A 16,698-nucleotide genomic window follows, 5' to 3' on the forward strand; every position below is an offset into this window, starting at 1 on the left:
AATTCACCTTTTCTGCCTCTAAATTAATCTTTTAATTTTAGTGGAGTAAGTGATGAATCACTTTGCAGTATTTAAAGTCAGTTTTTTAGCGCTAATGCTAGGAACTGCAATCTCAGCACACAGCAATGAACTTAGCCTAGATGAGGCGCTTTCGTATGCGCTAAGCCATGAGCCTTGGCTAAAGGCAAGCCAGTACCAACAAGCCGCAGAGCAAGCACAAAGTATAGCCGCCGGTAGTTTGCCTGATCCGGTATTAACTTTGGGTTTAATGGGCGTGCCAACCGATGGTTTTGCTTTAGATCAAGAAGGTATGACGCAGCTAAGTATTGGTGTAAGCCAAATGTTTAGCCGTGGCGATAGCCTAGCATTAAAACAGCAAGCCTTAGCACAATCTGCGCAGCAACATCCTTGGTTGCGAGCCGATCGCCTTGCACAAGTAAAAACAATTGTTATTGAATCATGGCTTAATGCGTACAGAGCTCAGCGCAGCATTGCGCTTATCAAACAAGATAAAGCCTTATTTTCGCAACTTATTGATATAACCGAATCAAGTTATGCCAGCTCGCTAGGTAAAACTCGTCAGCAAGATATCATTCGCGCTCAGTTAGAGCTCACTCGCCTAGAAGATAAATTAGTAATGCTAGCGCAGCAACTTGAAAGCGCTAAAAAACGGCTGTCGCAATGGTTGCCAATGAGCATGCTAACTCAACCTGTAAGCACTAAAAATACAGCTATTGAGCCGTTAATTAGTTTTACCACGCTGGAATTTGAGGCGTTAATGTCGTTACTCATGGCGCACCCCGCAATAGTTGCTATTGATAAAACAGTAACAGCTAAGGAAACCGAAGTAGCGCTCGCAAAGCAAAGTTATAAGCCGCAGTTTGGAGTAAATATGGGTTATAGCCATCGAGGTGATACGCCTATGGGAGACTCACGAGCCGATTTACTCTCTGTTGGGGTAAGTATTGACTTGCCGTTATTTACTAGTAACCGCCAAGATCAGCAAGTTAACGCTGCAATAGCGACAGCCGAAGCAGTTAAAACTCAAAAATTAATAGCGCTACAAAAGTTAAAAGGCATGTATTTCAAAGAGTTTAGCCAATTAATGCAGCTACAAAAACGCGATACGCTTTATCAAACTAAGTTATTGCCGCAAATGGCAGAGCAAGCCCAGGCCACACTCAATGCATACACGCGGGACGACGGTGATTTTTCAGAAGTTATGCGTGCTCGTATTAGTGAGCTTAATGCCAAAATTGACGGCTTAAATATTCAAATAGACCAACAAATTATTATTGCTCGTCTAAATTATTATGCCAGCAGCCAAGACGCTGCTGTGATGCTTGAGCAATTAGGAGAGCAAAATCGTGAATACTAATTTAAAACTATTAATAGCTGCTGTAGTGGGTGGTGGAGTAACGGCATTAGTGTTATCGCTTATGCCTGCGAGCAATACTGATATTAAAGCAAGCACAGAAAAACAACCACTGTACTGGGTAGCACCGATGGATAGTAATTATCGACGTGATGAACCCGGGCTTTCGCCAATGGGCATGGACTTAGTGCCCGTTTACGATGAAGCATCAGGCAGTAGTAGCAATTTAGATGGCCCAGGCGCGGTGACTATTTCGCCAGCAGTGGTTAATAATCTCGGGGTAAGAATCGCTAAAGTGCAGCACAAGGCGTTACAAAGTGAAGTTAAAACAGTTGGCTATGTGCAATATAATCAAGATCAACTTATTCATATTCATCCTCGTGTAGAGGGCTGGTTAGAAACGCTTTATATCAAAGCTGCAGGCGACAGTGTTGAGTACGGTGAGCCACTTTATACCTTGTATTCACCACAATTAGTAAATGCCCAAGAAGAGTTTGTATTAGCGCTAAATCGTAACAACCAGGTGCTAATTCGCGCAGCTAAAGCACGCTTAAAGTCACTTAATATATCGGATGATTTTGTAAAGCGGCTGCAAAAAAGTAAACAAGTAATGCAAAACATTACCTTTTACGCCATTCAAAGTGGTGTTGTTGAGGAGCTAAATGTGCGCGAAGGTTTTTATGTTAACCCCGGCACCACCATGATGAGTATTGGTAAGCTTGATGAGGTATGGGTTGAGGCCGAAGTGTTTGAGCGCCAAGCTGAGCTAATTAAGATTGGCCAACCAGTAAGTATGACGCTTGATTATTTAAGTGGCCAAAGCTGGCAAGGTAAAGTGGATTATATTTACCCAACACTTGATGCTAAAAACCGTACCTTGCGAGTGCGCCTGCGCTTTAATAACGAAGGTCATAAACTTAAGCCTAATATGTTTGCCCAAGTAAATATTCATACTCAAGCCAATAAAGCGCAATTAGTAGTCCCTAAAGAAGCGGTGATCCGCACCGGAAACCAGAACCGCGTAGTGGTTGCCTTAGGCGAGGGGCGCTTTAAATCTGTGGCCGTAGAAATGGGCAGAAGTGACAGTAAAAACACCGCAATATTATCAGGAATAATGGCAGATGATGACGTGGTGGTTTCGGCGCAATTTTTATTAGATTCAGAATCAAGTAAAAGCTCTGACTTTAAACGCATGCAAGCCCCCCAAGCTGTTAGCTCTGTATGGAGCGAGGGTATTGTTAATAGCATTATGGCGGAACATCGTATGGTTAATATTAGCCATGAGCCGATTGCTGAACTTGATTGGCCTAGTATGACAATGGACTTTACGGTTGCTGATGATGTTGACTTTACTGCTTTTGAAAATGGCCAAACATTACATTTTGAGCTGACTAAGCAAGCTGATGGCAGCTATGTATTAACGGCTATTCATATAATGAAAAGCACAGCAACAAATAGCGAAACAAATAGCGAAAAAAATACAGCAACCGTTTTGGGCACAATTAACAGTATTGATAAAGCACAGCGCACAGCAAATATTAGCCGTGGTGCAATAGAAAAATGGGGACGCGAACCAGCAAGGCTCGATTTTATTTTTGCAGATGATATAGATTTAACCGCACTTGCAGCGCAGCAACAAATAAACTTTACCTTTAGTTTGCAGCAAGGGGAGTTTGTGATTAGCCACATAAATGGCGAGCACTCTACAAGCGCAGCAGGTAATCACACTATGCAATTGCATAACGCGCATTAGGAGGCAATATGATAGCTGCAATTATACGTTGGTCCGTTCTTAATCGCTTTTTTGTGTTGTTACTGACCGTTATTTTAATTGGCGGGGGGTTATTTGCTGTTAAAAATACTCCTGTTGATGCCTTGCCTGACTTATCAGATGTGCAAGTAATTATTAAAACATCGTACCCAGGGCAAGCGCCGCAAGTGGTGCAAGATCAGGTTACTTTTCCACTCACCACCGCAATGTTATCGGTGCCAGGAGCGCAAACAGTAAGGGGCTTTTCATTTTTTGGAGACTCTTACGTATATGTAATATTTGATGAAAAAACCGATTTGTACTGGGCACGTAGCCGAGTGCAAGAGTATTTAAGCCAAGTAGCGAGTCGTTTACCAGCTACAGCCAGCGCAGAGCTTGGCCCCGATGCCACCGGTGTTGGTTGGGTATACTTATATGCACTGGTAGATAAAACCAATCAGCACGATATTAGCCAGTTACGTAGCTTACAAGATTGGTTTTTAAAATTTGAATTGCAAACAGTACCAGGCGTATCTGAGGTTGCTTCAGTAGGAGGCATGGTAAAACAGTATCAAGTTACGGTTGAACCCGATAAGTTACGAGCTTATGGCATTCCACTGAGCTTAATTCAAACAGCCATTGCCCAAGGCAATCAAGAAATGGGCGCATCGGTAGTCGAAATGGCCGAGGCTGAATACATGGTTACTAGCACCGGCTATATTAAAAGTGTTGCCGATTTAGAAGCTATTCCTTTAGGTGTTAATACTAATGGCACACCACTGCAATTGCGTGATGTGGCCGATATTCGTTTAGGGCCGCAAATGCGCCGTGGTATTGCCGAGCTAAATGGCGAAGGCGAAGTGGCTGGTGGCGTAGTGGTAATGCGCTACGGTGAAAACGCGCAAAAAACCATTGAGCTGGTAAAAGCAAAGCTCGAGTCATTAAAAAAAGGATTACCAGCGGGAGTTGAAATTGTACCTGTGTACGATCGCTCCAACTTGATTAAAGATGCAGTTGATAACTTAAGCAGTAAACTACTAGAAGAGCTGGTTGTGGTTGCTTTGGTTTGCATTGTATTTTTGTTTCATGTGCGCTCATCTTTAGTAGCGATTATTACTCTACCACTGGGTATTTTAACGGCATTTTTAATTATGTATTGGCAAGGTATTAACGCCAATATTATGTCGCTTGGCGGTATTGCCATTGCAATTGGCGCTATGACCGATGGCGCTATAGTGATGATTGAAAATATGCACAAACATATGGAAAAAACCCCACTAACCGATGAAAACCGCTGGCAAGTGGTGATCGATTCGGCCAGTGAAGTCGGCCCCGCATTATTTTTTAGCTTAATGATAATTACGGTAAGTTTTATGCCGGTATTTATTTTAGAGGCGCAAGAAGGGCGCATGTTTGCCCCGCTGGCGTACACTAAAACCTATGCTATGGCCGCCTCTGCTGGGCTTGCAATTACTTTAGTACCGGTGCTTATGGGTTACTTTATTCGCGGCAAAGTAATTTCAGAGCAAAAAAATCCGGTTAACCGTATGCTGGTAAGTGCTTATAAACCATTACTCAACGCAGTACTTAAGTTTCCTAAAGCAACCTTGGCCTTAGCTGCGTTGGTTGCAGTGATTGGCTTTTACCCGGTAAATAAAATGGGGAGCGAGTTTATTCCCCCCCTTGATGAGGGCGATTTAATGTATATGCCAACTACTTATCCAGGTATTTCGATTGGTAAAGCGCGGGAGTTGTTACAGCAAACTGATAAATTAATTGCCACTGTGCCAGAGGTACTAACGGTATTTGGTAAAGTAGGACGAGCAGAAACCGCCACAGATCCAGCGCCGCTTACCATGATAGAAACCTTTATTCAGCTCAAGCCTAAAGATCAATGGCGCGAAGGAATGACCCTAGATAAACTCAAAAAAGAGCTAGATAGTTTAGTGAAGTTTCCTGGGGTAACTAACGCATGGGTTATGCCAATTAAAACCCGTATTGATATGTTAGCAACGGGTATTAAAACCCCGGTGGGGATTAAAGTTGCTGGCCCTAAATTGAGTGAAATTCAAAAAATAGGTCAACAAATTGAAAGCATTTTAAAAGATGTACCGGGTACGGCATCCGTTTATTCTGAGCGTGTTGCTGGTGGGCGTTATATTAAGGTAGATATAAACCGTGAAAAAGCGGCGCGTTATAGTTTAAATATTGCCGATATACAGCAAGTTGTAGCTACTGCTATTGGTGGCACAAATGTCACCCAAACCGTAGAAGGGCAAGAGCGCTATCCGGTAAATTTACGATACCCGCAAGGTTACCGCGATTCACCTGAAGAACTAATGTTACTTCCTATTGTAACTCCAGCCGGGCAGCGTATAGCTTTAGCCGATGTTGCCAAGGTATTTATTGAAGATGGCCCAGCCGGAATAAAAAGTGAAAATGCCCGCTTAAATGGTTGGAGCTTTATTGATATAGAAAATATTGATATTGGCACATATGTAGAAAACGCCCAGCAAATTTTGCATGACCAGTTGATACTACCAGCAGGGTATTCAATTACCTGGGCTGGGCAATATGAATATATGCAGCGTGCTAAAGATAAACTTGCTTACGTATTGCCACTAACGTTAGCCATTATTGTAGTGCTGCTGTATCTCAACTTTAGAAGCTTTGCGGAGGTATTGATTATTATCGTTACTTTACCGTTGGCGATGATTGGCGGAATATGGCTTATGTACCTAGAAGGCTTTAACTTTTCGGTGGCTGTTGGGGTGGGCTTTATTGCACTTGCGGGGGTGGCCGTAGAAATTGGGGTGATCATGCTGGTGTATTTAAATCAGGCCTACCAAGAAAAAATCACCCAAGCACAACAAACTGGTGTGCCGCTTAATTATGAGCAGCTTAAGCAGGCAATAATAGAAGGTGCAGGACTAAGGGTACGTCCGGTGATGATGACAGTAGCTACTATAGTTATCGGTTTATTACCGGTACTTTATGGCACCGGTACGGGCAGTGAAATAATGAGCCGCATAGCAGCGCCTATGGTAGGTGGTATGTTTAGTGCTGTTGTTTTAACCTTATTAGTAATACCAGCAACGTATTTATTGTGGCGCAAACGCAACCTATAATATTTACATTGGTTATGTAACTTATACTAAAAAGATTGTATTGGGTTACATAACCTGCAACTTTGCTATTGATATTATTCACTTTTTTATATGGCACGATTTGCGCATTACTGTATTTACTCAGCTTAAGTAAGGAATGCAGATGCAAGTTAAAACAATTCAACAAATGTATGACTGGACTATATTGTTTCATACACAAATGGCAGCTAACTTTTTTAGTGTGCGGGAACTACTAGGTGAGCATAATACTCAATTAGTTGATTACTGTACTAAATACGAAAAAAAACTTGCTGAAGATTTAATTGGCTTTAAAGCAATCACCACCATAAATACGTTAGATACCTACTGCTATGAGTATTTTGCAGAAAATCCAGAGCTGCTGAATTTTACTGATTTAGATCGAAGTACCCAATTAGATGAGCAAGCTATTCAGGGCTATTTGTCTGATCAGCATCAAAAAGTAATAAATGCTTATGAGTACTTAGAGGGAAAAACACAAACTGCAGACGGCAAAGAAAAACTCGGACAAATACTTCAGCTTGAGCACCAAGGATTAAAACAAATGGTACAAAGCATAAACCGACATCTAGATATGTAAATTTATATACAGTTAAATTAATAAAAATAACGGCGTTACACTATGGTGTGTAGCGCCGTTATTTTGTTAAACCTTTTCTACATCAACAATTAAGTCGCTTGTTATCGACTCTAATGCATTAATTACTTCTTCTTTATTCAACCCATTAGGTAGTGTTACCGTAGCAACAGCACTAAAAATAGGCACGCCCCAATTAGGTGCGCTTTGTTGCCTCGAGTTTAAGTGAGTAATATTGGCTCCTTTATGACGAATTACACTTGCAAGCTCTTGCACAATACCCGGGCGATCGTTACCGGTAATAACAAAGTTAAGTTGCTCACGTGTGGCGGGTTCTATTTCTGTATCACCTGTTTCAATACGTACATCAAGTTTAGGCAGAGCATTGAGTGCATTTTGCAGTGCCTGAAAATGCTCTTCGCTAACTTCAATCTGAATAATACCTGCAAAGTGACCGAGTAAATGGCTTAAGTTGCTGCTTAGCCAGTTGCCATGATTTTCTAAAATAACGGATGAAATGCTCTCTACTAAACCAGGACGATCTTGTCCTAAAATGGTTATAACCAACTGCTTCATAAATAGTTCTCTTCTTTAAAGCCCAAATAAGGTAATGCATAGGCATTAAGTGTTGTTTAACTCTATCCAGAGTTCAGGTTAAATATTATGATTTAGTTGCTAAAATTAGACCTTTAATCCTATAGTGCAGCCCTTGCAACAAATCATAATTATTAACTAAATGCTCCCTGAGTATTGACCTCGATAAATACTTTGTCCAATAAATATAATATTTAGTTCATCAATACCGCATAAACACGGCTGCTATTTGATCTTAAAGATATTTAAATCATACGGTAAATAATTATTACCGCTGTAACATTACTGTCACTTTGATGAAATATAATCACTGCAACGTTAAGATTAAAGGATGTTTTGATGACTTCCAATCCGAATAAACCGACTTTTAATACGGATCGAAGCCGTCTATTTAAAGACCGACTTGCCCAGTTTGGCATAACCGTAGGTGGAGTAATGGTATTAATAGCCTTGCTATTAATTTTTTTCTACCTTCTTTATATAGTACAGCCAATTTTTGAATCAGCTAAAGTTGAAAAGCGCGACAGTTTTAATCTAACAAACGCAGAGCAAATAGTGGGAGTAGGCGTTGAGGAACAAACTGAAGTTGCTTATTTATTAAGCCAACAAGGGAGTGTTGACTTTTATAGTGTTGAAAAAGCTCACTTTGGTAAAAAGCTAAAAACGCTAGAGGTAACCCTACCTAGCGATGTGAGTAGCTTTGCAACCAGTGCACCGTTTCAGGGGCAATATGCTTATGGTTTAGAAAATGGCAGTGTAAAAATTGTTATTCCTAAATTTATGGTGACGTTTCCAAATAACGAACGTAAATTAACTCCGCGTTTAGATTATCCGCTAGGCGAACTTGCTTTAGAAGTAGACGAGCAAGGTGCTGCTATAAAGCGTTTTGCATTTAGCCACTTTGAAGACAAAACAGCCGTTGTTGCGCTAACGGCCGACAAGCGCGTTTTATTTAGTAGCTTTGTTGCTGAAGAAAACATGTTTAGTGGTGAAGTAGAATGGCTTGTGGAACGCACCGAGCTAGATGTTGCTGGGCGAGTAGATGAGTTACTTATGTCGCCAGATACTACCCGAGTATTTGTGCGCTCAGCTAATCAAATTTATGTTTACGATACGCGCGACCCAAGCGAAGTAGAGCAAATACAATTACTGTCTGCCAATGAAGAAAATGCCAATATTGTTGCGGCGCAATTACTTGCGGGTGCTAACTCTCTTATGTTGGCAAACGATAATGGAAAGGTATCGCAGTGGTTTGAAATAAATACCGACAGTGGCCGTGAATATCAAAAAATTCGCTCATTTGAAACAACAAAGCAAAGTAAGTTAAACGTATTTACTGAGTTTTACCGCCGTACCTTTTTTACTACCAGTAGTAATGGTGAGTTAGGTGTTTATTACACCACAAGCCAAGCAAAATTGTGGCAAGGTAAAGTAAGCGAAGGAGCGATTAAAAACTTTGCTATAGCACCGCGTGCAAATGCAGCGCTAATTGTTGCTGACAACAAACTAACCGTATTAGAAATTCATAACGAACACCCTGAAGTTACTTGGTCTGCACTTTGGCAAGAAGTGTGGTACGAAGGTTACCCAGAGCCTGGTTATATTTGGCAATCAACCTCAGCCAGTGACGACTTTGAGTCTAAGTTTTCGTTAGTGCCTATTTCGTTTGGTACCTTAAAAGCGGCATTTTACGCCATGCTATTTGCCGTACCTATCGCTATTTCTGCCGCTATTTATACCGCTTACTTTATGTCGAGTGAACTGCGTAAAGTGGTTAAGCCAACGGTAGAAATAATGGAAGCACTTCCTACCGTTATTTTGGGGTTTTTAGCGGGCCTATGGTTAGCGCCTTTAATAGAGCAGCACCTGCCAGCCATAGTCGGCTTACTGGTGTTATTGCCTTTAGGTATTTTGGCCACCGCGCTTGGTTGGACTAAATTACCAGCCAGTATTCGCCATAAAATTCCTGAAGGATCGCATGCCATTATACTTATACCGGTAGTGTTATTTATTGGTTGGTTTTCGTTTGCGATGAGCGAAACTGTTGAACTGTGGATGTTTGATGGTAACGTGCGCCAATATTTAACTAACGAGCTTGGCATGACCTTCGATCAGCGTAATGCCTTGGTAGTAGGCATTGCGATGGGCTTTGCTGTAATCCCTACTATATTTTCGATTGCAGAAGACGCGGTATTTAGTGTGCCTAAACATTTGTCTAATGGCTCACTGGCATTGGGTGCAACACAGTGGCAAACACTGATACGCGTGGTATTACTTACCGCCAGCCCTGGAATATTTTCTGCGGTAATGATGGGCCTTGGCCGCGCAGTAGGCGAAACCATGATAGTGCTTATGGCAACCGGTAATACCCCGATTATGGATTGGAGTGTGTTTCAGGGAATGCGTACGCTTGCGGCAAATATTGCGGTTGAAATGCCAGAGTCGGAAGTGGGTAGTTCGCATTACAGAATATTGTTTTTAGCAGCATTTGTATTATTTATATTTACCTTTGTTTTTAACACCATTGCTGAGTTTGTTCGTCAGCAACTGCGTGAAAAATACAGCTCAATGTAAGTGGAGAACACGACATGGTAAAGCAGTGGTTTAGGTCTGGTTCTCCTTGGATTTGGATGACCGGTGGTGCGGTGAGCATCAGCTTAATTTCAGTAATTGGTTTATTAGCTATGATAGCGTGGAAAGGGTTAAGCTTTTTCTGGCCTTCTGAGGTAGTGCAATTTGAGCTGGAAGGCTCAATTGCAAAACAAACTATTATTGGTGAGATTTACGATCGAGAATTAGTACCCAAAGCGCGTTTAGCGGCAACCGGTGTTGATGTTTCGGCATATGATAGGGAAGAATTTGAGCGGTTATTAATTAAAACCGGTAACCGTGAATATGTAGATTTAGATTTTCGTTGGATATTAAACACCGACATAAAAAATCAATCAACGCCTACCACTCTTGCCGTGTTTGAGCGTAGCAAAAATGGTAATTTTTATGGCTATGTAGAAGGCGTAATTGAAGACGGACAACCCGTTACCGGCGATAAGGTAGCCTCTTTACATAAGCTGGTTGAACGGGCAGTTGATTTAAACGACGAAGCACTTGATTTACAAAACGGTGATATTGGTCATATTAACTATGAACTGGAACGTTTAAGGCTAAAAGAAAAATCTTACTTACTTGATAATGAACTTACAGACGAACGTGTTGCTGAGCTTGCAAAGGCGCGTGCAGAACTACGTGCCGAGTATGCTGTGCTCGAAAAACAGTTATTTGCACTGCGTAAACAAGCACAGCGCGACCAAGTTATGGTTAAAGATATGCGCGGCGAAATAGTCACTATTCCATTGTATCAAGTATTAGATGTGTGGTTTCCAAACGACATGAGCTTTTTAACCAAGCTGGGCCATTACTTCATCCAGTTAGGTAAGTTTGTATCAGACGATCCTCGAGAAGCTAATACCGAAGGTGGCGTATTTCCGGCCATATTTGGTACCGTGTTTATGGTTATGCTAATGGCTGTTATTGTTACGCCATTTGGGGTGGTTGCTGCAATTTACTTGCATGAATACGCGGCTAAAAATGCGGTAACTAAGATGATCCGTATTGCGGTAATTAACCTAGCCGGTGTACCTTCTATTGTATATGGCGTATTTGGCTTAGGCTTTTTTGTTTATATGCTAGGTGGTAGCCTTGACCAATTATTTTACCCTGAGTCATCACCTACTCCGGTATTTGGTACACCAGGTGTTATGTGGTCGGCGTTAACACTGGCAATACTTACCTTGCCTGTGGTTATTGTTTCCACTGAAGAGGGGTTATCGCGAATTCCAAGTACGGTACGCCACGGATCATTAGCGCTCGGTGCCACACAAGCAGAAACCTTATGGCGTATTGTTATACCGATGGCAAGCCCAGCAATTATGACTGGTTTAATACTGGCTGTTGCGCGTGCTGCAGGTGAAGTAGCGCCATTAATGCTGGTGGGTGTAGTAAAAATGGCACCTACGCTACCGCTTGATGGTAACTTTCCATACTTTCACTTAGACAGAAAGTTTATGCACTTAGGTTTTCATATTTACGATGTTGGCTTTCAAAGCCCGAATGTTGAAGCGGCGCGTCCGCTGGTATATGCAACGGCATTTTTATTAGTGTCGGTAATTATTACCCTCAACATAACCGCTATTGGTATACGTAATCATTTACGTGAAAAATTCAGATCGCTTGAGCTTTAATAAGATTTAATAGGTAACAAACATGATTTCAGTCGCTCCAAAAGTAAATCAAGCCAATACCAGCTTGAAGTTAGACTTAGACAATTTAACCACAGAGCAAACAGCGTTGGAGATTAAAGATCTCGATCTTTACTACGGCGATAAGCAAGCGCTGAGTAAAGTAAATATGAATATTCCAAAGGGCCAGGTAACAGCCTTTATTGGCCCGTCGGGGTGTGGTAAATCAACCTTATTACGGTGTATTAACCGCATGAACGACTTAGTTGATATTTGCCGCATAGAAGGTGAAATACTGCTACATGGACAAAATATATACGATAAAAGCGTTGATGTAGCGGCGCTGCGTCGTAACGTAGGCATGGTATTTCAGCGACCTAACCCTTTTCCTAAATCAATTTATGAAAATGTGGTTTATGGTTTGCGCTTACAAGGTATTAAAGACAAACGTAAGTTAGATGAAGTAGTTGAACAATCATTGCGTGGTGCAGCGTTGTGGGATGAAGTAAAAGACAGGCTACACGACAGCGCTTTTGGGCTGTCGGGTGGACAGCAGCAACGTTTAGTTATTGCGCGCTCAATTGCTATTTCGCCAGAGGTATTACTGCTTGATGAACCTACCTCGGCACTAGACCCTATTTCTACTTTAGTAATAGAGGAGCTAATTAACGATTTAAAGAGTAAGTTTACTGTGGTAATTGTTACCCATAATATGCAACAGGCCGCCCGGGTTTCTGACCAAACGGCGTTTATGTATATGGGGGAGCTAATTGAGTACTCAGACACCAACACTTTATTTACAACGCCTAATAAGAAAAAAACAGAAGACTATATAACCGGTCGTTACGGCTAATTCAGCCGATATTATGTGTACAATATTGATAGGATAATAACGATGGAACATAACATTAATAAGCATATTTCTGGCCGTTTTAATCAAGAATTAGAAAACGTACGCAACCTTGTGCTTAGTATGGGCGGGCTGGTTGAGCAACAGCTTAACAGTGCGTTAGATGCAGTGAGCCAAAATGATGCTATGCTTGCGCAAAAAGTACGAGAGAATGATTATAAAGTTAATGCAATGGAAGTAAGTATTGACGAAGAATGTACGCGAATTATTGCCAGGCGTCAGCCTGCTGCAAGCGATTTGCGTTTAGTAGTGGCTATTGCAAAAACCATTGCTGATTTAGAGCGTATAGGCGATGAAGCAAAGCGAATTGCTAAAGTTGCACTAGACTCATTTACTAAAGACCAACAGGCTTTATTAGTAAATATTGAAAATATGGGACGCCAAGTATCAAAAATGTTGCACGATGTACTTGATGCATTTGCGCGTATGGACGTACAACGTGCATTTGAAGTACACAAAGAGGATGCTAAAGTTGATAGAGAGTACGAAGCCATTATTCGTCAAATTATGACCTATATGATGGAAGACCCGCGCTCAATCCCTAAAATTATGGATTTAGTGTGGTCAGTTCGTTCATTAGAGCGCATTGGTGATCGGTGTCAAAATATAGCTGAATATATTATTTACTTTGTTAATGGAAAAGATATTCGTCATACATCTCAAGAAGATATAGAAAAGTCTTTATAATTTTTTTAATTAGTCCTTTTTATTACAACGACGAATTATAATTTTTTTTTAGTTTGCTGGCGGTTGAGCAATAAAAAGCGTTCACAATCGAGCTTAATACTGTAAAATTCATGCCGCACAGCATACTAAATTGATTTAAGGGTCAGTTATGCAAACTAACGCGTTTCTAGGAGTATTTGCAAAATCTCCTATCAAACCAATGGAAGAACATATTCGAAAGGTTCATCAAGCTAGTAAAGCTTTGATTCCTTTTTTTAATCACGTATTTAAAGAAGAATGGGAACAAGCTGAAGAGCTACGTTTAACCATTCGTAATTTAGAACGTGAAGCCGATGAAATGAAAAGAAATATACGTTTACAACTACCGCGTGGATTATTTATGCCGGTAGAGCGTACAGATCTGCTCGAATTAGTAACCCAGCAAGATAAAATTGCCAATAAAGCAAAAGACATTGCTGGGCGTGTAATTGGTCGTGAGATGATCATACCAAAAGTAATTCAAATCGACTTTTTAGCTTATTTAACACGTTGTGTTGATGCTACTAAACAAGCATCTAATGCAATAAATGAGTTAGAAGAGTTATTAGAAACAGGTTTTAAAGGTCGCGAAGTGGCCTTGGTTGAAAAAATGCTCGTTGAATTGGATGCCATAGAACAAGACACGGATGAAATGCAAATTAAAATACGCCGCCAACTACGCGCAGTAGAAGGTGAGTTAAACCCAGTTGATGTGATGTTTTTATATAAGATCATTGAATGGGTTGGCGAGCTTGCAGATATTGCAGAGCGCGTAGGATCACGTCTTGAGCTGATGTTAGCTCGTTAATTTAAAATCAGTTCAAAAACGATAGATTAAGGTTACACAATGGATATCATTGCATCTTACGGCACGGTATTAATTTTAATTGCCGCAGCAGTTGGCTTTTTTATGGCTTATGGTATTGGCGCAAATGATGTTGCCAATGCAATGGGCACATCAGTAGGCTCTAAAGCGCTAACGATTAAACAAGCGATTTTTATCGCGATGATCTTTGAGTTTGCAGGTGCTTACTTGGCCGGCGGCGAAGTTACATCGACAATTCGTAATGGCATTATTGATTCAACGCCATTTATGGATATTCCTGAATTAATGATATTAGGTATGATTTCTGCGCTTTTTGCTGCAGGTGCCTGGCTATTAATGGCATCATTCTTAGGATGGCCAGTATCAACTACTCACTCTATTATTGGCGCTATTATAGGTTTTGCTTTAGTTGCAGTAGGCAGTGAAGCGATTCATTGGAACAAGGTTGCAGGAATTGTTGGTAGTTGGATAGTAACGCCTGCTATATCGGGTTTTATTGCCTACTTAATATTCATGAGCGCACAAAAGCTTATTTTTGATACGGCTACTCCGCTTAAAAATGCTAAACGTTTTGTGCCAATTTATATGGGCTTAGCTGGCTTTATTATGTCACTTGTGACAATTAAAAAAGGCTTAAAGCATATTGGTATTAACTTAGGCACCATGGAAGGTATTGGGCTATCTATTGCGATTGCAGTAGTAGTAGGCTTTATTGGTAAAATTGCAATTTCACGTTTAAAAATCGACCCTCAGGCCGATAAAAAAATGCAATTTAATAACGTTGAAAAAGTCTTTGCAGTACTTATGGTCTTAACGGCTTGTTGTATGGCATTTGCTCATGGTTCTAACGACGTTGCTAATGCTATTGGTCCTCTTGCGGCTGTGGTAAGTATTGTTGAAAACAACGGTGAAATTGCAAAACAAGCGGCTATTGCTTGGTGGATATTACCACTAGGTGGTTTTGGTATTGTGGCCGGTTTAGCTATTTTAGGTAAAAAAGTAATTAAAACGATTGGCGAAGGGATCACACATTTAACTCCTAGCCGTGGTTTTGCTGCTGAATTAGCTGCTGCTTCTACAGTTGTAATTGCATCTGGCACAGGCTTACCAATTTCAACTACGCAAACCTTAGTGGGTGCGGTGTTGGGTGTAGGTATGGCACGCGGTATTGCCGCACTGAACATGGGTGTTATTAGAAACATTGTAGTTTCTTGGGTAATTACATTGCCAGTGGGCGCAGGCCTTGCTATTGTTATTTTCTACGTACTAAGAACCGCATTTGGGGTTTAATAAAAAAGTACTTAAAGACTTTTAGCTTGAAAAGATCTCAATGCCCTAGGTGTTGGGGTCTTTTTATTTGTGGAAAGACAAAATGACTAATCTTCCGAGTATAAAACAGCTGCAGTATTTACTTGCAGTACATCAATACCAACATTTTGGCCGCGCTGCTAGTGCGTGCTTTATTGGCCAATCAACATTAAGTACAGCCATTCAAAACTTAGAAGAAACATTAGGCTGCCAACTTATTGAACGTGAAAACCGCAGTTTAATGTTTACCACCATTGGTGAGGAAGTAGTTGAACGTTCGCGCAAAATCATTCACGACACAATTAGTTTAAAAGAGCTCACTAAAAGCTTTTTAACGCCGCTGAGTGGTAAGTTAACCGTAGGGGTTATTCCTACTATTGCCAGCTTTATTGCCGCGCCTTTGTATCACTTTTGCAAGCAAGAATTTTGCGATTTAGAACTGGTATTAGTAGAAGATACTAGCGATAAGTTACTCGATAAATTAGAGCATGGTCAGATAGATTTAGCCTTATTAGCACTACCTTATCAAACCGATAAGTTTCATACTCAGGTGTTAGCTAGAGATCACTTTAGTTTGGTACATCACAAAGACTACACGCCAGCAAAGAACGTGCAAGACTTTAACTTATTACCCGACGCCAGCGTGTTCTTATTAGAACGTGAGCACTGTATGACCGGACACGCGCTTAGTGCATGTCATTTAAACCGTGTCAGCTGCATAAACCCGTTTGAAGCAGCCAGCTTGCATACTTTATTGAGCATGGTGGAGTATCAGTTGGGGGTGACTTTTTTACCGCAAATGGCGATTAATGCCGGCATTTTAGATAATAAAAATATGCTAGCAACCCCATCGGCGAATGAGGCGTACCGTGAAATTGGTATTTTGTGGCGTAAAACAACCGGGCGAATTCGCGACTTTAAATTATTCAGTCAGCAATTAGAGGTGTTTTTAAAACATCAATGTAGTTTAGACTTTGCTAAAGATAGAGCAACAAGCAGCTAGGATAGCTGCTTGTTTCCATGGTTATGGCTTTCATATGGTTCTAGTTTAGGTAAAAAAAGTAAATAAACCCAAACAACCAGGTTAAAGTAAGGCACTAGCCCTAATACAGTAAATACCCGAACCGGATAACCTTTAATGTGTGCATATCGGTAACACTGAAACGCAATTGCAAAATGCATAAGTAGTAATAAAACAACTAGCTGTGTCATATTTATCTCCTTAAACTCTAATAACATCCAACATCCAACATCCAACATCCAACATCCAAA

Annotated in this window: 13 protein-coding genes; 11 read left to right on the forward strand and 2 right to left on the reverse strand. The window is 40.9% G+C overall.

The window, feature by feature from the left end; all coding sequences use genetic code 11:
- The first annotated feature begins 52 nt into the window (after nt 1–52).
- From PTRA_RS01495 to PTRA_RS01510, 4 genes are all read left to right on the forward strand, one after another.
- Nucleotides 53–1,378 carry a TolC family protein gene (locus tag PTRA_RS01495; protein WP_058372418.1) on the forward strand — a complete coding sequence of 442 codons (1,326 nt, stop codon included), beginning with the start codon at nt 53–55 and terminating at the stop codon, nt 1,376–1,378.
- The gene (locus PTRA_RS01500; RefSeq protein ID WP_058372419.1) at nt 1,368–3,128 is read left to right on the forward strand and encodes an efflux RND transporter periplasmic adaptor subunit; all 1,761 of its coding nucleotides are present in this window, start codon (nt 1,368–1,370) and stop codon (nt 3,126–3,128) included. The genes PTRA_RS01495 and PTRA_RS01500 overlap by 11 nt, the downstream gene beginning before the upstream one ends.
- An 8-nt stretch (nt 3,129–3,136) precedes the next feature.
- A complete protein-coding gene (locus PTRA_RS01505; RefSeq protein ID WP_058372420.1) occupies nt 3,137–6,253 on the forward strand; it encodes an efflux RND transporter permease subunit in 3,117 nt (1,038 codons plus the stop codon).
- 142 nt (nt 6,254–6,395) lie between these two features.
- Nucleotides 6,396–6,851: a hypothetical protein gene (locus tag PTRA_RS01510; RefSeq protein WP_058372421.1), complete on the forward strand. Its 456-nt coding sequence runs from the start codon at nt 6,396–6,398 to the stop codon at nt 6,849–6,851.
- 66 nt (nt 6,852–6,917) lie between these two features.
- Here the strand turns inward: PTRA_RS01510 and PTRA_RS01515 are convergent, their stop codons facing one another.
- The gene (locus tag PTRA_RS01515) at nt 6,918–7,424 is read right to left on the reverse strand and encodes a glycine cleavage system transcriptional repressor (protein WP_058372422.1); all 507 of its coding nucleotides are present in this window, start codon (nt 7,422–7,424) and stop codon (nt 6,918–6,920) included.
- A gap of 357 nt (nt 7,425–7,781) precedes the next feature.
- Between PTRA_RS01515 and PTRA_RS01520 the strand changes: the two genes are divergently transcribed.
- The 7 genes from PTRA_RS01520 to PTRA_RS01550 all read left to right on the forward strand — a co-directional run bounded on the left by PTRA_RS01520 (nt 7,782) and on the right by PTRA_RS01550 (nt 16,429).
- Nucleotides 7,782–10,016, forward strand: a complete 2,235-nt coding sequence (locus PTRA_RS01520; protein WP_058372423.1) for an ABC transporter permease subunit — start codon at nt 7,782–7,784, stop codon at nt 10,014–10,016.
- 14 nt (nt 10,017–10,030) lie between these two features.
- Nucleotides 10,031–11,680 carry a phosphate ABC transporter permease PstA gene (gene pstA / locus PTRA_RS01525; protein WP_058372424.1) on the forward strand — a complete coding sequence of 550 codons (1,650 nt, stop codon included), beginning with the start codon at nt 10,031–10,033 and terminating at the stop codon, nt 11,678–11,680.
- 22 nt (nt 11,681–11,702) lie between these two features.
- Nucleotides 11,703–12,530 (forward strand): phosphate ABC transporter ATP-binding protein PstB, encoded by an 828-nt coding sequence (pstB, locus tag PTRA_RS01530; RefSeq protein WP_011327024.1) that lies wholly within the window; start codon nt 11,703–11,705, stop codon nt 12,528–12,530.
- Between the two features lie 42 nt (nt 12,531–12,572).
- Nucleotides 12,573–13,274, forward strand: coding sequence for a phosphate signaling complex protein PhoU (gene phoU / locus PTRA_RS01535; RefSeq protein ID WP_011327025.1), 702 nt, complete (start codon nt 12,573–12,575; stop codon nt 13,272–13,274).
- A gap of 148 nt (nt 13,275–13,422) precedes the next feature.
- Entirely contained in the window at nt 13,423–14,100 is a 678-nt protein-coding gene (locus tag PTRA_RS01540) for a TIGR00153 family protein (RefSeq protein WP_058372425.1), read from the forward strand.
- Between the two features lie 39 nt (nt 14,101–14,139).
- A complete protein-coding gene (locus tag PTRA_RS01545; RefSeq protein WP_058372426.1) occupies nt 14,140–15,408 on the forward strand; it encodes an inorganic phosphate transporter in 1,269 nt (422 codons plus the stop codon).
- Nucleotides 15,409–15,490: 82 nt separating this feature from the next.
- Nucleotides 15,491–16,429, forward strand: coding sequence for a hydrogen peroxide-inducible genes activator (locus PTRA_RS01550; protein ID WP_058372427.1), 939 nt, complete (start codon nt 15,491–15,493; stop codon nt 16,427–16,429).
- Here the strand turns inward: PTRA_RS01550 and PTRA_RS01555 are convergent.
- Nucleotides 16,426–16,638 carry a hypothetical protein gene (locus tag PTRA_RS01555; protein WP_058372428.1) on the reverse strand — a complete coding sequence of 71 codons (213 nt, stop codon included), beginning with the start codon at nt 16,636–16,638 and terminating at the stop codon, nt 16,426–16,428. The two genes, PTRA_RS01550 and PTRA_RS01555, sit on opposite strands and share 4 nt — an antisense overlap.
- Between the last annotated feature and the right edge of the window lie 60 nt (nt 16,639–16,698).

Source organism: Pseudoalteromonas translucida KMM 520 (assembly GCF_001465295.1).
GTDB classification, from domain to species: Bacteria; Pseudomonadota; Gammaproteobacteria; order Enterobacterales; family Alteromonadaceae; genus Pseudoalteromonas; species Pseudoalteromonas translucida.